The sequence below is a fragment of the Nakamurella endophytica genome (genome assembly GCF_014646215.1).
Classification (GTDB): domain Bacteria; phylum Actinomycetota; class Actinomycetes; order Mycobacteriales; family Nakamurellaceae; genus Nakamurella; species Nakamurella endophytica.
In genome coordinates this window covers 338,990-358,018 of the sequence record NZ_BMNA01000003.1, presented here as the reverse complement: position 1 = coordinate 358,018, position 19,029 = coordinate 338,990, and the positions used below count along the sequence as shown (strand labels likewise).

At 73.8% G+C, this 19,029-nt stretch carries 19 protein-coding genes; 12 read left to right on the top strand and 7 right to left on the bottom strand.

Features of this window, described 5'->3' with window-relative positions:
* Positions 1 to 83: 83 nt before the first annotated feature.
* Positions 84 to 2,852: a helix-turn-helix transcriptional regulator gene (locus IEY37_RS08795; protein ID WP_188941159.1), complete on the bottom strand. Its 2,769-nt coding sequence runs from the start codon at positions 2,850 to 2,852 to the stop codon at positions 84 to 86.
* Positions 2,853 to 3,092: 240 nt separating this feature from the next.
* Here IEY37_RS08795 and IEY37_RS08790 point away from each other — a divergent pair, with 240 nt between their 5' ends.
* Together IEY37_RS08790 and IEY37_RS08785 are read left to right on the top strand one after the other, a co-directional pair.
* Positions 3,093 to 4,328, top strand: coding sequence for a hypothetical protein (locus IEY37_RS08790; protein WP_188941158.1), 1,236 nt, complete (start codon positions 3,093 to 3,095; stop codon positions 4,326 to 4,328).
* 116 nt (positions 4,329 to 4,444) lie between these two features.
* Positions 4,445 to 4,717, top strand: coding sequence for a GNAT family N-acetyltransferase (locus IEY37_RS08785; RefSeq protein ID WP_229674205.1), 273 nt, complete (start codon positions 4,445 to 4,447; stop codon positions 4,715 to 4,717).
* Between the two features lie 94 nt (positions 4,718 to 4,811).
* Here IEY37_RS08785 and IEY37_RS08780 read toward each other — a convergent pair whose 3' ends face one another.
* Positions 4,812 to 5,285: a VOC family protein gene (locus IEY37_RS08780; RefSeq protein ID WP_188941157.1), complete on the bottom strand. Its 474-nt coding sequence runs from the start codon at positions 5,283 to 5,285 to the stop codon at positions 4,812 to 4,814.
* A 105-nt stretch (positions 5,286 to 5,390) separates the two neighbouring features.
* Here IEY37_RS08780 and IEY37_RS08775 point away from each other — a divergent pair, with 105 nt between their 5' ends.
* Positions 5,391 to 6,422, top strand: a complete 1,032-nt coding sequence (locus IEY37_RS08775) for a helix-turn-helix transcriptional regulator (protein WP_188941156.1) — start codon at positions 5,391 to 5,393, stop codon at positions 6,420 to 6,422.
* On the opposite strand, the gene IEY37_RS08770 is transcribed toward IEY37_RS08775, so the two are convergent.
* The 3 genes from IEY37_RS08770 to IEY37_RS08760 are packed head-to-tail and all read right to left on the bottom strand — an operon-like array spanning position 6,396 to position 7,675.
* Positions 6,396 to 6,812: a DUF3592 domain-containing protein gene (locus IEY37_RS08770; RefSeq protein ID WP_188941155.1), complete on the bottom strand. Its 417-nt coding sequence runs from the start codon at positions 6,810 to 6,812 to the stop codon at positions 6,396 to 6,398. The two genes, IEY37_RS08775 and IEY37_RS08770, sit on opposite strands and share 27 nt — an antisense overlap.
* A gap of 45 nt (positions 6,813 to 6,857) precedes the next feature.
* Entirely contained in the window at positions 6,858 to 7,247 is a 390-nt protein-coding gene (locus IEY37_RS08765) for a TraR/DksA family transcriptional regulator (RefSeq protein ID WP_229674204.1), read from the bottom strand.
* A gap of 5 nt (positions 7,248 to 7,252) precedes the next feature.
* On the bottom strand, positions 7,253 to 7,675 hold the full coding sequence (locus tag IEY37_RS08760) for a bleomycin resistance protein (protein ID WP_188941154.1): 423 nt from the start codon (positions 7,673 to 7,675) through the stop codon (positions 7,253 to 7,255).
* A 128-nt stretch (positions 7,676 to 7,803) separates the two neighbouring features.
* On the opposite strand from IEY37_RS08760, the gene IEY37_RS08755 reads away from it, so the two are divergent.
* Positions 7,804 to 8,340: a hypothetical protein gene (locus tag IEY37_RS08755; RefSeq protein ID WP_188941153.1), complete on the top strand. Its 537-nt coding sequence runs from the start codon at positions 7,804 to 7,806 to the stop codon at positions 8,338 to 8,340.
* A gap of 40 nt (positions 8,341 to 8,380) precedes the next feature.
* On the opposite strand, the gene IEY37_RS08750 is transcribed toward IEY37_RS08755, so the two are convergent.
* A complete protein-coding gene (locus tag IEY37_RS08750; RefSeq protein ID WP_188941152.1) occupies positions 8,381 to 8,773 on the bottom strand; it encodes a VOC family protein in 393 nt (130 codons plus the stop codon).
* 118 nt (positions 8,774 to 8,891) lie between these two features.
* Positions 8,892 to 10,463, bottom strand: coding sequence for a glycosyltransferase family 39 protein (locus tag IEY37_RS08745; protein ID WP_188941151.1), 1,572 nt, complete (start codon positions 10,461 to 10,463; stop codon positions 8,892 to 8,894).
* A gap of 158 nt (positions 10,464 to 10,621) precedes the next feature.
* Here IEY37_RS08745 and IEY37_RS08740 point away from each other — a divergent pair, with 158 nt between their 5' ends.
* The 8 genes from IEY37_RS08740 (at position 10,622) to nagA (ending at position 19,020) form a co-directional block, all read left to right on the top strand.
* Positions 10,622 to 11,413 carry an IclR family transcriptional regulator gene (locus IEY37_RS08740; protein WP_188941150.1) on the top strand — a complete coding sequence of 264 codons (792 nt, stop codon included), beginning with the start codon at positions 10,622 to 10,624 and terminating at the stop codon, positions 11,411 to 11,413.
* A 175-nt stretch (positions 11,414 to 11,588) separates the two neighbouring features.
* The gene (locus IEY37_RS08735) at positions 11,589 to 13,034 is read left to right on the top strand and encodes an extracellular solute-binding protein (protein WP_188941149.1); all 1,446 of its coding nucleotides are present in this window, start codon (positions 11,589 to 11,591) and stop codon (positions 13,032 to 13,034) included.
* Entirely contained in the window at positions 13,031 to 14,002 is a 972-nt protein-coding gene (locus IEY37_RS08730; RefSeq protein WP_188941148.1) for a carbohydrate ABC transporter permease, read from the top strand. Before IEY37_RS08735 ends, IEY37_RS08730 begins: the two co-directional genes overlap by 4 nt.
* Entirely contained in the window at positions 14,002 to 14,826 is an 825-nt protein-coding gene (locus IEY37_RS08725; protein WP_188941147.1) for a carbohydrate ABC transporter permease, read from the top strand. Before IEY37_RS08730 ends, IEY37_RS08725 begins: the two co-directional genes overlap by 1 nt.
* Positions 14,827 to 14,881: 55 nt before the next feature.
* Positions 14,882 to 15,820, top strand: coding sequence for an ROK family protein (locus IEY37_RS08720; RefSeq protein WP_188941146.1), 939 nt, complete (start codon positions 14,882 to 14,884; stop codon positions 15,818 to 15,820).
* Positions 15,814 to 16,836, top strand: coding sequence for a Gfo/Idh/MocA family protein (locus IEY37_RS08715; RefSeq protein WP_188941145.1), 1,023 nt, complete (start codon positions 15,814 to 15,816; stop codon positions 16,834 to 16,836). Before IEY37_RS08720 ends, IEY37_RS08715 begins: the two co-directional genes overlap by 7 nt.
* On the top strand, positions 16,833 to 17,873 hold the full coding sequence (locus IEY37_RS08710; RefSeq protein ID WP_188941144.1) for a Gfo/Idh/MocA family protein: 1,041 nt from the start codon (positions 16,833 to 16,835) through the stop codon (positions 17,871 to 17,873). Before IEY37_RS08715 ends, IEY37_RS08710 begins: the two co-directional genes overlap by 4 nt.
* Positions 17,866 to 19,020, top strand: coding sequence for an N-acetylglucosamine-6-phosphate deacetylase (nagA, locus tag IEY37_RS08705; RefSeq protein ID WP_188941143.1), 1,155 nt, complete (start codon positions 17,866 to 17,868; stop codon positions 19,018 to 19,020). Before IEY37_RS08710 ends, nagA begins: the two co-directional genes overlap by 8 nt.
* Positions 19,021 to 19,029 lie beyond the last annotated feature (9 nt).

The window sequence follows — 19,029 nt, the reverse complement described above, 5'->3', positions numbered from 1 at the left end:
CCCTCGACCCGCGTGCCGGGCGGGAGCGGCCCGCAGCCCTGGACACGGCGTCCTCGCGGGTCAGTGACCGCGACCGGCCGGTCCTAGCGACCCGCTCCGGTCAGCCCGAACGACGCCGGGTCCGACCGCAGCAGCGCCGTCAACTCGTGCCGGGACCCGACGCCCGCCTTGGCGTAGACCCTGCCCAGGTGGAACCCGACGGTGCTGCGGGTGATGAACAGCTCGCGGGCGATCTGCTCGTAGCTCATCCCGGACGCGAGCAGGGTCACCACGTCGCGCTCCCGGTCGGACAGGCCGTAGACGTCACCGGCCGGCACCGGCCCTGGCCCGCCGGCAGGTGCCGGGGCGGGCGTGGCGGGCGCGTCGATCGACTGCGCCCCGGCCGCCGGCAGCGGTGCGGACAGCGGCGTCCGCGCCGCTCCCAACCCGCGGAACAGCCGGTCCGCCTCGGCGGCCAGCCCGTCGTCCACGGTCACGCCCCGGTCGGCGCGCAGCCGCAGGAGGTCGTCCAGCAGGTACGAGCGCTGCAGCGGCGGCGCCGGTGCCAGGGTGGCCGCGCGCTCCAGGTGCTCGAGTGCAGCGGCGGGGTCGCCGTCGGCCTCGGCGACCAGACCGGTGATCCACCCCGCCACCGCTGCGGTCCACGGCGGCCGCGGCGACCCGGACCGCATCCGGTCGACCAGCTCTCGGGCCAGGTCGACCTGGCCGGCCCAGACTGCGGCCAGGCCCGTGTAGCTGAGCCAGGGCACGCCGATCAGCCCGCGGCCGCGCAGCGCCGCCGGCCACCGTTGCTGCAGCTCCGGCAACAGCTCCGCCCGCTCCGCGGCGGTGCCGTGCGCCCGCAGCCGCACCACCCGGGCCATCACCAGGTTCTGCGGCGTCTCGGGCCACAGCCCGCCTTCCGCGGCCAACTCGGCGCGCGTCATCCACTCGTCGGCCGCGCGGGTGTCGCCCCGGGAGGCCGGCTCGAGCGCGAACAGTGCCAGCAGCGGCGCCACGCCCGTCGCCTGCCCGGACTCGGCGGCCATCCGGAAGTGCAGCCGGGCCAGGTCCCACTCGCCGATCGACCAGTACGACGTCGCCAGGTAGGCGCCGATGCCGCCGGCGGCCGTGTCGGACACCAGACCGGCGTTCACGCGGCGGAGCAGCTCCGCCTGGTCGGCCAGCGACCGGTCGAACAGCCCCAGCACGAGTTCCAGCAGGCCGCGCCAGCCCAGCACGAACGACATCCGCAGCGGGACGTCGACCGGGTCCTGCGGCAGCGGCGCCAACCGGTCCAGCTCCGCCTCGGCGCCCTGCTCCCGCACCCGCGCCAACCCCTGCGCGAAGCCCACGAACCCGACCAGCGCCGGGTCGACCAGCCCGCGGTCGACCGCGAGGGCCAGCCCGTCCAGGAACTCCGTACTGTTGCCCCCGCCGATCCGCGCCCAGGCGAGCAAGGCCTCGAGCCGGTAGCGCAGGAACTCGTCGCCGTCGGCATCTGCGGCGCCGTCCGGCAGGTCGGGCCATCCCTCCAGGGCCGTCTCCAGCATGGCCGACGCCTCCGCGACATGTCCGCGCAGCAGGGCGTAGGCGCCGGCGACGGCAGCCTGGCGCGGACTCTCCGGCGCTCCCGCCGAGGTCAACGCCTCCAACTCGTCGCGGACGAGCGCGAAGTCGCGTTGCATGACGCTCAGGAACAACGCATCCAGCCGTCGGGCCTCCCGCAGCCGCGGGTCCGCGGTCAAGGTGCTGGCCCAGCGCAGCCGCTGTGCGCCCTGCCGGCTCAACTGCTGGCGGTAGGACGCCCAGCCGGCCGTGACCAGCTCAGTGGCCAGCTCGGCGTCGAACCGCGACGCCGCCGCGACCCGGTGCTCCAGACCGCCGCCGTCGCCGAGCAGCTCCGCCGCCCGCGCGTGCAGCCGTCGACGCTCCGGCAGGGCGATCCCGTCGTAGACGGCCGAGCGGACGAGCGCATGGGCGAGCTGGAGCTCGACGCCGGTGTCGGTCTCCTGCAGCTGCACCAGCGCGGCGTCCGCGAGGGCCTGCGCCGCGGTGTCCGGGTCGTCGACATCGGCGATCTCCGCAGCCACGTACAGCGGGACCGTCGAGGGCCCCAGCACCGCCACCGCCTGGACCAACCGCTGGGCGTCCGGGCCGGTCCGCGCCACCCGGGAGCGCACCGCGTCGGCGAACGCAGCCGGCGCCGGCAGCACCCGCGCCCGGCGCAGCGCCCGGTCGTCGTGCTCGGCGACCAGCGCCGACAGGTACAGCGGATTGCCGGCGGTGTGCTCCCACAGCAGCCGGATGGTCGCTGCGTCCAAGTCGGGACGCCGGTGCCGCGCCAGGCGCACCGCGGTGAGGAAGTCCAGGCCGGTCAGCCGGAGTCGCAGCACGGCGGTGGACCGGTCCACCCAGTGCAGCCACTCGGGGTGCGCCTCCCCGGTGCGGGCGGCCGCCGCGACGAGCAGCCGGTCGCCCGAGGCGCGCTCGAACAGCGCCAGCAGCGCCCGGACCGATTCCGGGTCCGCCCAGTGCAGATCGTCGACGCGCAGCAGCACCGGCTCGTCGCCGGCACCGTCCAGGATCGCCCGCACCTGCTGGGCGGCGAAGAACGGGCCGGGGAACGAACCATCGGCGGTCCGCGGAACAGCGACACCGAGCCGGTCGAGCGTGTCGTACGGGGTCGTCGCCCGTTCCGATGCGGCCGCCGCGAGGACGTGGAAACCGGGGGCGCGGGAAACGAGCTCGTCGAGCAGCGCGGTCTTCCCCGCACCCGCCTCACCCTCGACGAAGAACACCGTCGGCTGGCCGGCGCGGGCACGGTCGACCGCGGCCTGCACCGTGGACAGGGTGGCCTCGTCCCAGTGCATGCGGTCGTCACCTCCGGCCGATGTGCTGGCGGGTCCGCCCGCGGCGTGGTCCGCGGCTCCGGTCAGTCTCCCCCGTCGCAGCCGGGGCCGGCAGCCGGACGCCGACATCTCCCGGTGGGCCGACCATCCGGTCGGCGGACCGTGGGCCGACACGGTCGCCGATCCATTCGTGGACACGCGCCGGACCCCCGGCTAGCGTTGCTGCCCACCGCACCGTGTGTCCCGATCAGGGAGCTCCGCATGAGGGCCATGAGGGCTGTGTCCCACGCGACCAGGTTGCTGCGCACCGGTGCCGCGCGCGCGGCGACAGTGATCGCCGCGGCGGCCGTCCTGCATCTCTCGCTGTTGACCGCCGCCTCCGCGGCTCCGGCGGCCGTGCTCGTCGACGACCCGTCGGTGACCGCCGCCGCGGCCGACGACGGCGCGTGGTCCGCGACCGTCGTGCTCAGCAATCTGACGACGCAGCTGCTGCCGCTCACGCCGTCCGTCCCGGACAGGGCCGGTTGCGCCGTCACCGCGGACCACGCCACTCTGCCGGCGGGGCAACGGACGGAGGTGACGCTGACGGTCCCCCGGACGTGCGCCTCCGGGGACGCCGCTGCGGTTCGTCTCGGTGCCGGTGCCACATCGCTCGACGTGACGGTGACCGCGCCACGGGCTTCTCCGTGGGAGTCCCTCCGAGCCTTCTGGTGGGCGCTCCTCGGCGCCGCCGTCCTCGTCCTGCTGGCGTACGCGTTGGCCTGGGCCGTGTCCGGCGCGTCCTTGACCCCGACCAGCCCGCTGCCGGGACTGCCGGACACCTACAGCTTCAAGGACAGCTTCGTCAGCAACGTCACGTTGATCGTCGGCGTCGTCACCGCGGTCCTCGGCTCCACCGATGTCCTGAAAGCCATCTCGAGCGACTCGCCCGGTGCGGTCGCGGTGGCGACCGTGGGGGCCGCCATCGCGGCGGCGCTCGTCGGTGCGACCCCCGTGCTGCTGCAACTCGTCCGCCGCGACGGCGGAACGGCGAAGCCGGTGAACACCGTGCTCGGCGTCCTGCTCGCCACCACGGTCGCGGTGGCCGCGGCGGCCGGTGAGCTGTGGCTCCTGGTCGATGTGGCCGGCACGCTCGACATCGGGTCCGGCACCAGCCGTCTGGTTGCCGGTCTGATCATCACGGGGGTCCTGGCCGTGTACACGGTCCGGAACACCATGGACAACCTCATGGTCGGCAGCGCGACGCGGGAGAAACCCTCCGCATTCTCGGATCCCATGGCCGCGGCCGCCGCCCTCGCATTCTGGCTGCGACCGGATCTCGGGACGGACGAGGCCAGAGCCGCTCTCGAGAAGGTCGCCGCGCTGCAGCAGGCCGCCGCGCAGGGCGGGTCCCCGACAGCCACCGACCAGGACTACCCGTACCCTCCTTGGTTCTTCACGCCGACCAGTCCGGGCGACGACCTGAGGGCGCCGCCACGTCGGGCCGTCCTGCCCTGAACCGTTGCGACGAGCGGCCGCCCTCCCGGTAGGCGCGGGGCCGCTGACCCGGCTTGCCCAGCATCCACTCCTCCTGACGCGATCCGCGTCCGAGGTCGTCGGACGGGCGCCCGTACGTGCTGGTCGACCTCGACGGCGACCCGGACGTGATGTTTCGGATCAACGGCGGGCGGCCCACGCCCCGGGAGGAAATCGGGGACGAGGGTTCCACTGCCCTGATCGACCTGGCGTTCGAGACGTTGGGCGCCCGCCGGGTGGTTGCCCCGAGGATGGTCGACCACGCCGCGTCCCGCCGGGTCATGGAGAAGTGTGGGATGCGGCAGATCCGCACCTTCTCCCAGGACTGGCAGGTTCGGATTCCCGGTGACGAGCTCGGCGACGTCGAGTAGGCCCTCACTCGCGCCCAGTGGCAGGGCCTGCACTCATCGAGCTGAACCCGATCAGGGAACGGCGTCCCGTCGATGCAACGGCGCCGTCGCGGCATCACCCCTGCGGCGCGGGGACGTCCAGGATCCACGTCGTGCCGAACCGGTCGGTGAGCATGCCGAAGGCCGGCGCCCAGGCGGACGGCGCGAGCGGTTCGACGATGGTGGCACCGTCGGACAGGCCCTCCCACAGCGTTTCGAGCTCCTGGACCGAGTCGCCACGGACGGACACGAAGAACGGCTGGCCGGTCAGTGTCATGCCGTTCTGCCGCCGGGTGGACGGGACAGCGGACGCGTCGAGGGCAGCACCAGCCGTCCCGTGGCCGGGGACGTCGTAGGCCATCACCCGGAAGCCGTTGTCCGACAGCACCTGTCCGAAAACCACCTTGCCCGCGTCGGGCTGCTCGGCTGGCATCCCCATGTCGCCGTAGGTGGCCACGATGAGCTGGCCGCCGAAGACGGACCGGTAGAACTCCAGGGCCGCGCGGGCCTGGCCGTGGAAGTTGAGGTGGGCGACGGTCTGCACCGACATGACAGGGCTCCTTCGCGTGACGAGCACCGGAAGTTCCGGTGACCACTGCACCGTCGCAGCAGTACCGGTCAGGGAGTGGCCGGTTCCTGCGGCACGATCGACGCCGTGCCCACCACCTCGGCGCCCACCGCGTCGCGACGCCTGCTGAGCCTGCTGTCGTTGCTCCAGGCCCGTCGCGAGTGGCCGGGCCCGGCGCTGCTCGAGCGGCTCGGGGTCAGCGAGCGCACCCTGCGGCGGGACATCGACCGGCTCCGCGAGCTCGGCTACCCGATCCGCGCGGCCCGGGGTCCGCACGGCGGATACCGGCTCGACGCCGGCGCGCAGCTGCCGCCCCTGCTGTTCGACGACGACCAGGCGGTCGCGGTGGCGGTCGCTCTGCGGTCGGTCGCCGTGACCGGTGCCGGGGTGCAGGACGCGGCGGCGCAGGCTCTGCAGACCGTCCGGCACCTGATGCCTGCACGGTTGCGCGCCCGCGTCGACACCCTCGAGCTGACCGCGGTCCCGGCTGCCGGCGAGCAGGCGGCTGCCGACCCGGCGGTGCTCTACGCCGTCAGCGCCGCCATCCGCGCCCGGGAGGGACTCCGCTTCGACTACGCCTCGCCCGCACCCGTCGGCCAGGCCGGGACGGACACGACCGACGGACGTCCGCGGCACCTGCAGCCACACCACCTGGTCGCCCGCGGCGGACGCTGGTACCTGGTCGGCTGGGACACCCGTCGCGGGGACTGGCGGGTGTACCGCGTCGACCGGATAGGCCTGCGCACGCCGAACGGCCCGCGCTTCGCGCCGCGGCAGGTCCCGGGCGGAGACGTCGCCGCCTTCCTGGCTGGCCGCTTCAAGGGATCCGAGACCGGTGACAAGTGGCCGTGTCTCGGGACGGCCGTGCTGCACTGCCCTGCGGCACAGGTGGTGCCGTTCACCGCGGACGGAGCTGTGGAGATGCTCGGAGCGGAGCGCAGCCGGGTGGTGCTCGGTGCCTGGTCGTGGCCGGCGCTCGCCGCGACCCTCGCCCGGTTCGACGCCGACATCGACGACGTCGAGCCGGCCGATCTCCGGCAGGCGTTCGCCGACCTGGCACGACGGGCCACCCGAGCGTCCGGGAGGCGGGACTCAGGCCAGCGCCCGGGTCAGCGTTAGTCCGACGATCGCCGCCACCACGCCGAACGCCACGAACGCCCAGCCGGCCGCCCCGGGACGAGCCGGGCCGCCGACCACCACCGCGTCCGACGGGTCCACCGGGTTGACCAGGATGTCGACGTCCCGGCCCACCGGGTCGACCCCGGTGCCAGAGGTGAAGCGGTTCCAGAAGGTGACCTCCTGGCCGGCGTGCTCGAAGGCCACGCGGAACCGGATGTGCCCGTCACCGTCGAGCCTGGACTGCACGACGCGGCCGGTCCCGCGGACCCAGGTGCGGCTCCGACCGCGGGCGCGCAGCAGCGTCGTCACCCCGGTCACCACGCACACCAGCGCGACGGCGAGCACGGCCAGGCCGATCCACCCGCTGTGCGGGAGAGTGGGTCCGGGCATGGCTGCACCGTACCGATGCCGGATGCGGTCACCTTGCGGCGCCGGTCAGCGGCGCCCGGCGCACCGGACGCACCGGGTCGCCGTCGGCAGCGCCTCGAGCCGGCCCGGCGCGATGGCCTGACCGCAGCGCTCGCAGATGCCGTAGTGCCCGGCGTCGACCGTGGCCAGCGCCGCGTCCACGTCCCGGACCCGCTGCTGCGCGGCCCGGTACCGACCGTCCAGTCGCGACCACTCCGCGGACAGCGGCGATCCCTCCGGGTCGTGCTCGTCGTCGTCCGACCGGTCCGTCCGGAGCCTGCGGACCGCCTGCAGCTCCTCGTGGGCCTCGTCCATCTCGGCGACGAGCGACCGGCGCAGCAGGGACAACGACTCCCGGGCGGCGTCCGGATCCGCGGCGGCCGGAGCACCGCCACGGACCTGTCCCTCGTCGACCACGATTCCTAGTGTCCTCGCGCTCCCGAGGGGTCGTCGGTGCCCGGACGCAGCGGGGACCCGACCCGATGCAGCGTCCCGTCCGGGTCCACCAGCGCGAACTCGCGGAGTCCGTAGGGTGCGTCGGTCGGTGCGACGGAACGGCCGCCTACCCCGGACGCGCGCCACTCCCGGTACACCGCGTCGGCGTCGCTGACGTAGTAGTAGATCTGCGACCCGGTCGTCGCAGGATCGTGGTCCGCCCACTCGGCCAGGGGGAGCGAGACGCCGTCGCGGTCGGCGTAGCCGTAGCCGCCGTCGTGGTAGGCCCGGACCGCGAAGCCCAGCCCCCGGTAGCGGTCTAGCGCCGCGGCCAGGTCGCGCACCGGGACCACCGGGGCCAGGCTGTGGAAGACGGGACCCGCGGGCGGTCCTCCGGTCGGTTCGGACATGCCGCCGATACTGGCGCAGCGGGAGGCGTCGCGCCGTCCGCGCAGCCTGTCCCGTATCAGCCCTGCCGCAAGGCACTCCTGCTGCGCACCCGGCCGGCCATCGGGTCGGCCCCGGACCAGGAGTCGCCATGCTCGCCGTCCGTCACCGCCTGACCGTCCTCGTCGCCGCCGGCGTGGTGACCCTGGCCGGTTGCTCGTCCGCGACCGGAACGCCGGTGGGCATCGCGTCCTCCGCCACGGCGGCGGCAGCTGCGCCGTCCCCTGCGGCCCCTGCGCCCTCGGCGACGGAAGCGACCGCGAGCCCGGCCACCGGTGAGGGACCCGACAGCACTCCGGACGGCCAGGAGGTCCGCGACACGACGCCGGGCGACCCGGTGGAGTGCCTGTCGGCCGCGAACGCCGCGGCGGCCGTCGGGAGCGGCTTTCTCGCGGTGCTGCAGGGCAGGACGGGGGGCGAGGCGTTCGACCCGGCCCCGGTGATCGACGGTCTGGCACGGGTGCGCGCGCAGGTGCCCACCGCGCTGGGCGGGGACATCGACACGCTCGCCGCCGCCGCGAGATCCCTGACCGGCGGGACCCTGGACGACGCCACGGCTGTCTTCCACCGTCCGGACGTCACGCAGGCTGCCGAGCACGTCGAGCAGTGGGTGTCCGACCACTGCTGAGGCCGCCCGGGCCGACAGGCGGACCACCCCTGGGACACGGTCAGTACGCGTCGCCGGTCCGCCAGGCCATCTCCTGCAGGGTCCAGCCGTTGCCGTCCGGGTCGGCGAAGCCGGCGTACCGGACCCCGCCGCCGACGTCCTGCACCGCGCCGATCTCGACGCCGCGGTCGACCAGCTCCGCCCGCGCCCGCTCGATGTCGGCGACGACCAGGTGCAGCCCGCGCACCGACCCCGGCTCACCCTCGTACGCCGCCAGGCCGGTGCCGAACCCGATCGAGCAGGAGGACCCGGGCGGCGTCAGCTGCACCACCCGCACTCCGTCGACCGGCTGCACGTCCACGTCCGCGACGAAGCCCAGCTGTTCGGTGTAGAAGCGCTTGGCCCGGTCCACGTCGGTGACCGGCACCGGGACCAACTCCAGCTTGAACTCCATCGCGTTCCTCCGTCGTCGTGCGGGTGTCGTCCCCTGGTCGTTGCCGACCCACAGATCTTGCCGACCGGAGCGACCGGACCGCCGGACCCGGCAGCGGTGCGCAGCGGCGGCGACCGGTTCAGCCCAGGCGCACCACCGACGGCCACAGCCGGCTCCACGGCAGCCGCTGGCCGGTGCACGACTGCACCGTGCGGCCCTGCTCCTGGTTGTCCACGCCGACCCCGTCGTCCACCGTCCCGGCCGCCGAACACCGCGTGAACCACTGGCGCAGCGTGGCCTCGGGGTAGCCGACGACCACCGCGGCGCCCGTCGCGCCGTCCGGCGGAGGACCCCAGAGGCCGTAGCCGTTGTGCCCGCTGTAAGCCCGCGGCAGCCCGAGCTCCGGGCCGAAGCGGTCCACCGCGCCGGCTTCGCCGTAGTTCGCCATCAGCAGCACGGCACCGGCGGGCGCCTGCCGATACACGGCGGCCACCTCCTGCGCGAAGGCCGGCCAGCCGACCGTCTCACCGGCGTCCGGGTAGATCGCCAGCACCGGGCCGGCGGCCAACGCACGCACCGGGAGCACCGGCAGGACGATCACCGAATCGGCGAGCAGGCTCAGCACGACGGCAGCCGCCACCAGACCCCGGCGGATCCCCGACCGGCGCGCCCACCCGGCAACAGGGTCGCCGGCCGCCGCGAACAGCACCGGGTACATCCCGAGCAGGTAGTACGGCTTGCCGCCGGTCACCAGGAACAGCGCGGCCAGCACCAGGTAGGCCACGCCGAACGCCCGCCACGGGCGCAACCGGGCGTCACCCAGCAGCTGCCACAACCCGGTGAACCAGATCGGCACGAGCACCGGGCTCATGAACAGCAGCTCGAGCGGGACGAACAGGAACCACGGCGTGGAGCTGGTCGAGCCGCCCGCCGCGATCGACCGGCTCAGCGCCAGCTGCGGCCAGCCGTGCGCCGCCTGCCACACCAGGTTCGGCGCCCACAGCAGCAGCGCGACCGCGGCACCGACCCACAACCAGGGCGACCGGAACACCGGCCGCGGCCCGACCGCGGCCAGCGACACGACCAGCGCGGCGGCGAGAAAGGCGGGCAGCCACTTGTTCTCCAGCCCGATACCCAGCACCGCACCGACCGCGAGCCACCACCGCGGGTCGCCGCCGGCCAGCAGCCGGACGACCAGCACGCTGGCCAGCGTCCACACCAGGAGGTCGACGGTGGTGGTGCTCAGGGTGTGCCCGACCGCGAGCGTCCCGCCGGAGACCGCCATGCACGCGGCCGCCAGGAGCTGGCCGCCGCGGCCGGCGCCCAGGTCGCGCGCGAGCACCCCGGTCAGCACGGTCACCACCCCGGCGATCAACGCGGACGGCACGCGCAGGACCACCAGCGAGTCCGGCCCCACCGCCGAGAGCAGGCGTGCCAGCAGCGGCGTCACCGGTCCCTGGTCCGGATACCCCCACGCCGGGTGGCGACCGGCCGCCAGGAAGTACAGCTCGTCGCGGTGGTACCCGTAGCGGGCGGACAGCAGCAGCAGGAAGACCGCCACCAGCGCCCCGAGCACCACCAGCGGGCGCACCGCCGTCGACGGCCGCCCGATCGGCGGGCGTCCGTCGGTCCGGCGGATGCCGCCCGGGCGCAGCGGGACGGCCGCCCGCGGCGGACCGGTCTCGTCCATCAGCGCTCCCCCCACCGTCACGATCCGGTCGATGGTGGCACCGGACCGCCCCCGGGGACAGCCCCGCGGCGAGCACCGCGCCGGTCGGAGGCACCGCTGGTCCTCCCTCCTACACTCGGGACGTCCGTGCTCCGCCACCGACGTCCGTGCTCCGCCAGAAGGTCCAGGAGGCTGCTGCCATGGCCGAGGACGCGGACGACGACGAGATCGTCTACAGCGCCGACGGTCGCCGGCTGCGACCGGTGAAGTCGCTGATGCGCGCGGTGGACCTGCTGGAACTGATGGCGCGCAGCGAGCGCCCGCTGGGCGTCACCGAACTCGCCGCCGCCAGCGGGTCGTCGAAGACGGCGGCGTACAACCTCGTCACCACCATGGAGTTCCGCGGCCTGGTCCGCCGGGACGCGCAGAACCGCTACCACCTCGGCTGGGGGCTGTTCGAGCTGGGCGAGCTCGTCCGGGCCGGCTCGGACCTGAGCGAGGCGGCGCGTCCCCTGGTGGAGGACCTGGCCGAGACCACCGGCGAGACCGCCCTGCTCGGCATCCTCGACCACGACTCCGTGATCTACCTGGAGAAGGCCGAGAGCCGGCGGTCGATCCGCATGGTGGAGGCCCCCGGCCAACGACTGCCGTTGCACGCCACCACCTCCGGGCGGGTCCTGCTCGCCTTCGCCGATCCCGCCGACCGCGCCCGCTACCAGCACACCGCGCAGGTGCCGGACCCCGAGGCACTGGACGAGCGGCTCGCCCGCATCGTCCGCGACGGCTACGACGCGTCGGCGCAGGAACGGGACCCGGACCTGACCAGCGTCTCGGTACCGGTGACCGGACTCCGCGGATCGGTCATCGCGTCGCTGACCGTAGCGGGGCCGGTCAGCCGGCTGACCGAGCAGCGGGTCCAGGAGTGCGTCCCCACACTCCGCGAGCACGCCGCGCTCATCGGCAAGGCCGTCGGCGCCGGAACCCGCTGGTAGCGACGCCGGACCTGCCGCTGCGACCACGGCGCGCGGGTCCGTCGACGCGGCCCGGACGACCCGCACGCCTGCTCTTGACACCTGACGGACGACGGTCCTAGCGTCTGTCATCCAGAACAGCGTTCTGTCATCGCGTACGGCGCGTCGGCACCACCCCTTCTCAGCGGGAGTCGCCATGTTCCTCGTCCGTTCCCCTCGCAGGCTCGCCCTCGCCGCCACGGCGGTGGCCTGCCTGGCCTTGGCGGCGTGCTCCGGTGGCAAGTCGGCCACCGAGCAGGCGCCGCTGGGCACGTCCACCAGCTCCCCCTCGTCGAGCTCGTCGGCGTCGTCGACCTCGTCGACCTCGTCCGGGACGGCCGGCACGGGGTCGGCGACCTCGTCCGGGTCCGCCGGATCGACGTCCGGCGGCGGCGGGTCGTCCAGCAGCTCCGCCGGCGGTGCACCCGTGACGATCACCCACTGGCAGCACCAGAGCGACGCCCGCGAGAAGCTGCTCAACGGCTTCAAGGACGACTTCCACACCAAGACCGGCAACACCATCGACTTCCAGTCGATCCCGTACGACTCCTACTTCCAGAAGCTCGGCGCCGCACTGGAGGCCGGCAACGGCCCCTGCGTGTTCCAGCTCCCGGCGAACATCGTCGGCGAGTACCAGGCGCGCGGCGACCTGGCACCGGTGCCCGAGAGCGTGCTGTCGGCGGCCGACATCGCCAAGGACTTCATCCCGGCGTCCACAGCACTGCTCAAGATCGGCGGCGAGTACTACGGCCTGCCCACGGACTTCCAGACGTTCCTGCTGTTCTACAACGACGACCTGTTCCGCGAGGCCGGCCTCGACCCCACGAAGGACTTCGCCACCTGGGACGAGTTCCGCCAGGCCGCGGTGAAGCTGACCAAGACCAACGGGGACCAGCTGGTGCAGGCCGGGATCGACATCGCCGCGTCGCCGTACCAGTGGTACTACAGCGCACCCACCCTCGCGTTCCCGAACGGCCTGGTGGACAAGGCGACCGGCACGGTGACCTACGACAACGCCACCGGGGACCAGGTCTGGAAGCGGATGACCGACCTGATCACCCAGGACCACGTCGACTCGGCCAAGTTCCTCACCGGCCAGAGCAAGTTCGCCCTGGGCAAGGCCGGGATGATCCTCCGCGAGTACACCTTCACCGGCGTCTACAAGATCAGCGCACCGGACGTGAAGTACAGCGTCCACATCGCACCGCCCGTCGCCGACAAGACCTATGCGCCGGTGGCCAGCACGTCCTGGTCCTACGTCGTCTCCAAGAAGTGCGCCACACCGGAGCAGGCGTGGCAGTGGGTGTCGTTCCTGACCTCCGAGGACTCGGAGCGCACGTGGGCGGCCGGCGGCGGCGAGTTGCCGTCCCGTGTCTCGCTGGCGCAGGACCCGACGCTCCGCAAGGACCCCAACGTCGTCGTCGGCCTGGACTCCATGTCCAAGGCGATGCCGTACAACTCGCTGGGCTGGGACGACGTGTTCGCCATCCAGCAGCAGATCTGGGACGAGATCACCCTCGGCGGCGTGGACGTCCGCACGGCCGTCGACAAGGGCGCCAAGGGGGAGGACGCGCTGTACAAGAAGAAGGGCCTCGCCGGGTGACCCTCACCCAGCAGGCCCGCACCGCGCGGGCGGCCGGTGCCACCGGTGGCCGGCCGCCCCGAGGGGGCACCGGCATGCGGCGCCGGCAGACGCTGTGGGCCTACGCCTTCCTGTCGCCGGCGTTGGTCCTCTTCGCGGTGACGGTGATTTACCCGATGATCCGGGCGTTCCAGTACAGCCTCTACCGCTGGCCGCTGGGCAGCGCCCCGAAGGTCTTCGTGGGGCTGCAGAACTACCGGCAGCTCATCACCGACGACCAGACGTTCCACCGGTCCGTCTGGAACACCCTGTACTTCACGGTGGTGTCGGTGGTCCCGACGGTGGCGCTCGCGCTGGCCGTCGCACTGCTGCTCAACCGGCCGCGGCTGCGGGCCAGAGGCGTCTTCCGCACCATCTACTTCGTCCCCGTCGTCACCTCGCTCGTCGCGGTGGGCTACGTGTGGAAGGCATTGCTGGAACCGACCTTCGGCATCGTGAACACCGTCCTCGGCTGGTTCGGCATCCCCGGGCCCGGCTGGCTCGGCGACCCGGGCTGGGCGCTGAACGGCATCGTGCTGATGTCGATCTGGCGGGACGTCGGGTTCTACATGGTCATCCTGCTCGCCGGCCTGCAGGCCATCCCCCGGGAGATCCTGGAGGCGGCGACGATGGACGGCGCCGGTCCGTGGCAACGGTTCCGGCGGATCACCCTGCCGCTGCTCAACCCCAGCATCCTCCTGGCGACCGTCATCGGGGTCATCGCCGGGCTGCAGCTGTTCACCCAGGTGTACGTGATGACCGGCTCGGCGCAGCAGCCCGCCGGCGGGCCGCTCAACAGCACGCGCTCCGCCGTCCTGTTCATCGTCCAGAACGCCTTCGGCCCGCTCGAGATGGGCTACCCGTCGGCGGCCGCGTTCCTGCTGTTCATCCTGATCATGCTGGTCACCCTGTTGCAGTTCCGGTTCGTCCAGCGGAAGTTCGAGTACTGATGCCGCTCCACCACCGGCTCGCCTCCGCCGCCACCTACGTGCTGCTCGTCGCCGGGTCGCTGGTCATGCTCGGCCCGCTGCTGTGGATGCTGGCCGCCTCGTTCAAGTCCATCCCGGAGATCCTCGCGTTCCCGCCGACGCTGCTGCCCAAGTCGTTCGACCCGCGCAACTACCGGCAGGTGTTCGAGCAGGCGGACTTCCTGCGGTACTTCCTCAACAGCACCGTGATCGCGGCGATCACCGTGGTGAGCGTGCTGGTGACCAGCTCGCTGGCCGGGTACGCCTTCGCCAAGTTCACCTTCCCCGGCCGCAACGTGCTCTTCGTCCTGGTGCTCGCCACCCTGATGATCCCGTTCCAGGTGCGGGTCATCCCGCTGTACGTGCTGGCCGGCGACCTGCACCTGCTCAACACCTACGCCGGGATGGTGCTGCCCTCGCTGGTCGACGCGTTCGGCATCTTCCTGATGCGGCAGTTCCTGACGGCGGTGCCGTCGGAGCTGATCGAGGTCGCCCGGGTGGACGGTGCCGGCGAGCTGCGCATCTTCTTCCGCATCGTGCTGCCGCTGGCCAAGCCCGCGCTGTCCGCGCTGGCGATCTTCACGCTGGTCAGCAGCTGGGAGTCCTTCCTGTGGCCGCTGCTGGTGGCGTCCTCACCGGACATGTACACGCTCCCACTGGGTCTCGCGCAGTTCGCCGGCCGGTACCTCAGCCGCACCGACCTGCAGATGGCCGCGTCCACGCTCACCGTCATCCCCTTGCTGGTGGCGTTCCTGATCATGCAGCGACGGTTCATCGAGGGGTTGGCGACCACCGGCTTCAAGTAGCACCCCGACGACCAGCTCGACAGCGGCCGACCGACGACGACAGGGCACGGGTGACATGCAGGACCAGCACCGGCCGGCCTCCGCCGGCATCGGCATCGACGTGGGCGGCTCGAAGATCGCCGGGGTGGTGATCGAACCGGCCGGGTCGGTCGTCGCCCGGGTCCGGCTGGAGACCCCGCCCGCCGGCGGGACCGCCGTCGTCGACGCCTGTCTGGACGCCGCGGAGGAGCTGCTCGCCGTGGCCCGGTCCGGCGGTCTCGCGGTCGGCCCGATCGTGCTGGCCATGCCCGGGACCATCGACTCGGTGACCGGTTTCGTCCGCGACGCACCGGTGCTCAAGCTCGTCGACTTCGGCATCGTCGAGCACATCCAGGCGGCCGTCGCCCACCCCACCACCGTCATCCACGACGTGAAGGCGGCCGCCTTCGGCGAGCTCGTCGCCGGCGCCGGCATCGGCCAGGCCGACGTCGCCTACCTCAACCTCGGCACCGGCGTGTCGATGGCCTTCATCTTCGACTGGGAGGTGCACCGCGGCGTCAACGGGCTGGCCGGCGAGATCGGCCACGTGCAGGCCGAGGTCGACGGCCGGCAGTGCAACTGCGGGCGCCGCGGCTGCCTGGAGACCGTCGCCTCCGGGCCGGCGATCCTGCGCTCCGCGGCCGGTTTCCCGACGCTGCAGGCGGTGGCCGCTGCCGCCCGCGACGGCGACCGCGACGCCACGCGGGCCCTGGCCACGGCAGCGGACCATCTGGGACGGGTGCTCTCGGACTACCTGATGGTGCTCGACCTGCAGGTGCTCATGGTCGGCGGCGGCGTGTCGAACCTCGGCCCGCCGTTGCTCCGCCCACTGCAGGAGGCCTTCGACCGGTACCTGGCGGACGTCGCCACCACCGTGCGGGTGGTGCCCGCCGCCCTGGGATCGGACTCGGGCGTGCTCGGCGCCGCGCACCGGTCGCGGCTGCTGCGGGACGACCGGAGGTCCGCCCGATGGTGACCCGGACGCCGCTGCGCGTCGGCATCCTCGGCGCCGGCTACATCGCGGCCGCCCACGCCGACGCGTGGGCCGTCCACCCGGGCGCGGAGCTGGTGGCGGTCGCCGATCCGGACCCGGCCAGGGCCGCGTCACTGGCCGGCCGGTACGGCGCCGCCGCGGTCGCCGGCCTGGCGGAGCTGCTGGACCGTGACGTGGACGCGGTGAGCGTCTGCACGCCGTCCCCCACGCACGCCGACCTGGCCGTCGCCGCCCTGGCCGCGGGCACCCACGTGCTGTGCGAGAAGCCCGTCGCGCGGACGCTCGCCGACGCCGACCGCATCGTCGAGGCCGGCCAGCGAGGGCCCGGTGTCCTGATGGTCGGCCACGTCTCGCGGTACGAGCCGGACCACCGTGCGGCGCGTCGGGTCGTCGCCGAGGGCACGCTCGGCCCGGTGCGGATGATGTCCCAGTCGCTGGTCGGGCCGTTCCCGGACTGGAGCGCGGGCGGTTGGCTCGGCGACGAGACCCGCTCCGGGGGACCGCTCGTCGACCTGGCCATCCACAGCTTCGACTTCCTGACCTGGGTCGTGGGTGACGTCCCCGAGCGGGTGCACGCGGTCGGGTCGCGCCGGCCGGACGGGCTGCTGGACTACGCCGTCGCCACCGTCGTCTACCGGGGAGGGGCGATGGCCGTCGTGGAGACCAGCTGGGGTCACCCCGCCGTCGCCGGGCTCACGCTGAGCTGCGAGATCGTCGGCACCGAAGGCCGGCTGGCGTGGGACTACCCCGGCATCTCGGTCGGCCGGCTGCACACGGCGTCCGGGCACACCCGGGACTTCAGCCCGCTGGGTCGGCGCGGGTTCCACGACGAGATCGCCGCGTTCGTCGACGCCGTCCGGGCCGGCGGTCCGGCGCCCATCCCCGCAGAGGACGGTCGTACCGCGCTGCGCATCTCGCTCGGCGCCGTGGAGTCCGTCCGGACGGGCACCGCGGTCGACCTCACCGGCGATCCCGCCGTCCTGGACGGTGCGCGGTGAGCGGCCCGCTGACCGTCGCGCTGCTCGGGTGCGCGCACGGGCCGCATGCGGCGTCCTACGCCGCCGCGCTGGCCGCCGGCGACCTCGGGCGGCTCGTCGCCGTCGCGGACAGCCACCCCGCGCTCGGCGAGCCGTTCGCCCGCGCGGCCGGTGTCCCGTACCACCGCCAGGCGGCCGACCTGCTGGAGCGGCACCGGCCGGACGCGGTGCTGGTCTGCAGCATCACCGCGGACCACCGCCCGCTGGTCGAGGCAGCAGCCGCGCACGGGGCCGCGGTGCTGTGCGAGAAGCCGCTGGCCACCACGGCTGCGGACGCTGCCGCGATCGTCCGGGCCTGCGACGAGGCCGGCGTGCAGCTGCACACCGCGTTCGTCACCCGGTTCTACCCGGTCGTCCGCGAGGTGCGGGAGCTCGTCCGCGGCGGCGAGATCGGCGCGGTGCGCGGCATGGTCGGCGGCAACCGCGGCCGCCCGCCGCTGGCGCCGCGCTACCCGGCCTGGATCACCGACGCCGGGCAGGCCGGTGGCGGTGCGCTGATCGACCACAGCGTGCACGTCCTGGACGCCATGCGCTTCGTCACGGGCCTCGAGACGGACGGCGTGCTGGCCGAGGTCGGCACGCTGTTCCACGACATCGCTGTCGAGGACGGCGCCCTGGTGTCGCTGGTGTTCGACGGCGGCGCCGTCGGCAGCATCGACCCGAGCTGGTCGGTGCCGGCCGCCAATCCCTGGAGCTACGACTTCTACCTCCGCATCCTGGGTACGGACGGGTCGCTGGCCATCGCGTCGGCGCCGGAGGCGCTGCGGGTGGCAGCCCGGCAGGGCGACCGGACCCTGGTCGACGCGTCGTTCGAGCCGGACGTCAACCGCGACACCGTGGACGCGTTCCTCCGCTCCGTTCGCGCCGGCACGTTGCAGGAGCCGTGCGCGACCGGCGTCGACGGCCTCCGCGCCGTCGAGGTCGCGGAGGCCGCCTACCGGTCCTCCCGGACCCGGCGGCTGGAACCGGTCGCCCGGGCGACGGTGGCGGGTGGCTGATCTCCGCGTCCTCGCCGGGGACCTGGTCGTCGACGGGCGGGCGACCGGCCCCTCGGTGGTCGAGGTGACGGCCGGCCGGATCTCCGCGATCGTCCCCGGGGGCCGGGCCGGCCCCGGTCCCGTGTTGGACGCCCGCGACGCCACGGTGGCCGCCGGCTTCGTCGACCTCCACACGCACGGCGCCGCCGGCGCGCAGGTGATCGACGGCCGCGCCGACGACGTGTCCCGGATGGCGCGGTTCTACGCCGCCCACGGCGTCACCGGGTTCCTGGCCACCGTCGGCGGCTCCGACGAGCACATCGAGGCCGGACTGTCCGCCGTCCGCGCCTATCTCGACCGGCCGGACCCGTCGGGCGCGCGATGTCTCGGCGTCCACCTGGAGGGCCCGTTCATCAGCGGGTCCTGCCCCGGCGCCTTCCGGCCCGACTCGGTGGTCCCGGCCGACGCGGCCGTGCTGGCGCGCTACCTGGACCGCGCAGGCGGCACGCTGCGCCTGCTGACGCTGGCGCCCGAGCTGCCCGGTGCCGACGAGCTTCTCGGGCTGGCCGCCGCGCACGGCGTCGTGTGCTCGGCGGGCCACTCGGCCGCCTCGGCGGCAGACATGACGCGGGCCGTCGACCTCGGGGTGCGCGGCGCCACCCACCTGTTCAACGCCATGGCGCCGCTGCACCACCGCCGGCCGGGGATCCTCGGCGTCGCGCTCACCGACCCGCGGGTCGTCACCGAGGTGATCGCCGACGGCGTGCACGTCGACCCGCTGCTGCTGCGACTGACCGCCCGGGCCAAGGGTCTCGACGGGATGGTGCTGATCACCGACTCCATCGGGGCGACCGGGCTGCCGGACGGCGTGCACCACTTCGAGGAGCAGGAGATCGTCGTCGACGGTGGGGCCGCCCGGCTCGCCGACGGCACGCTGGCCGGCAGCGTCCTCGACATGGCCACCGCCGTCGCGAACTTCGCCGCCGCGGCCGGGGTCTCCTGGGAGCGGGCGACGATCCCGGCGACCCGGGTACCGGCACGGGTGCTGGGGCTGGGCCGGGAGACCGGGACGGTGGCCGTGGGGTTGGCGGCGGACCTCGTCGCCGTCGACGCCGCGCACCGCGTGCTGTGGACGCTGGTCGGTGGTCGGGTGGTCCACCGGCGCTGACGGACCCCG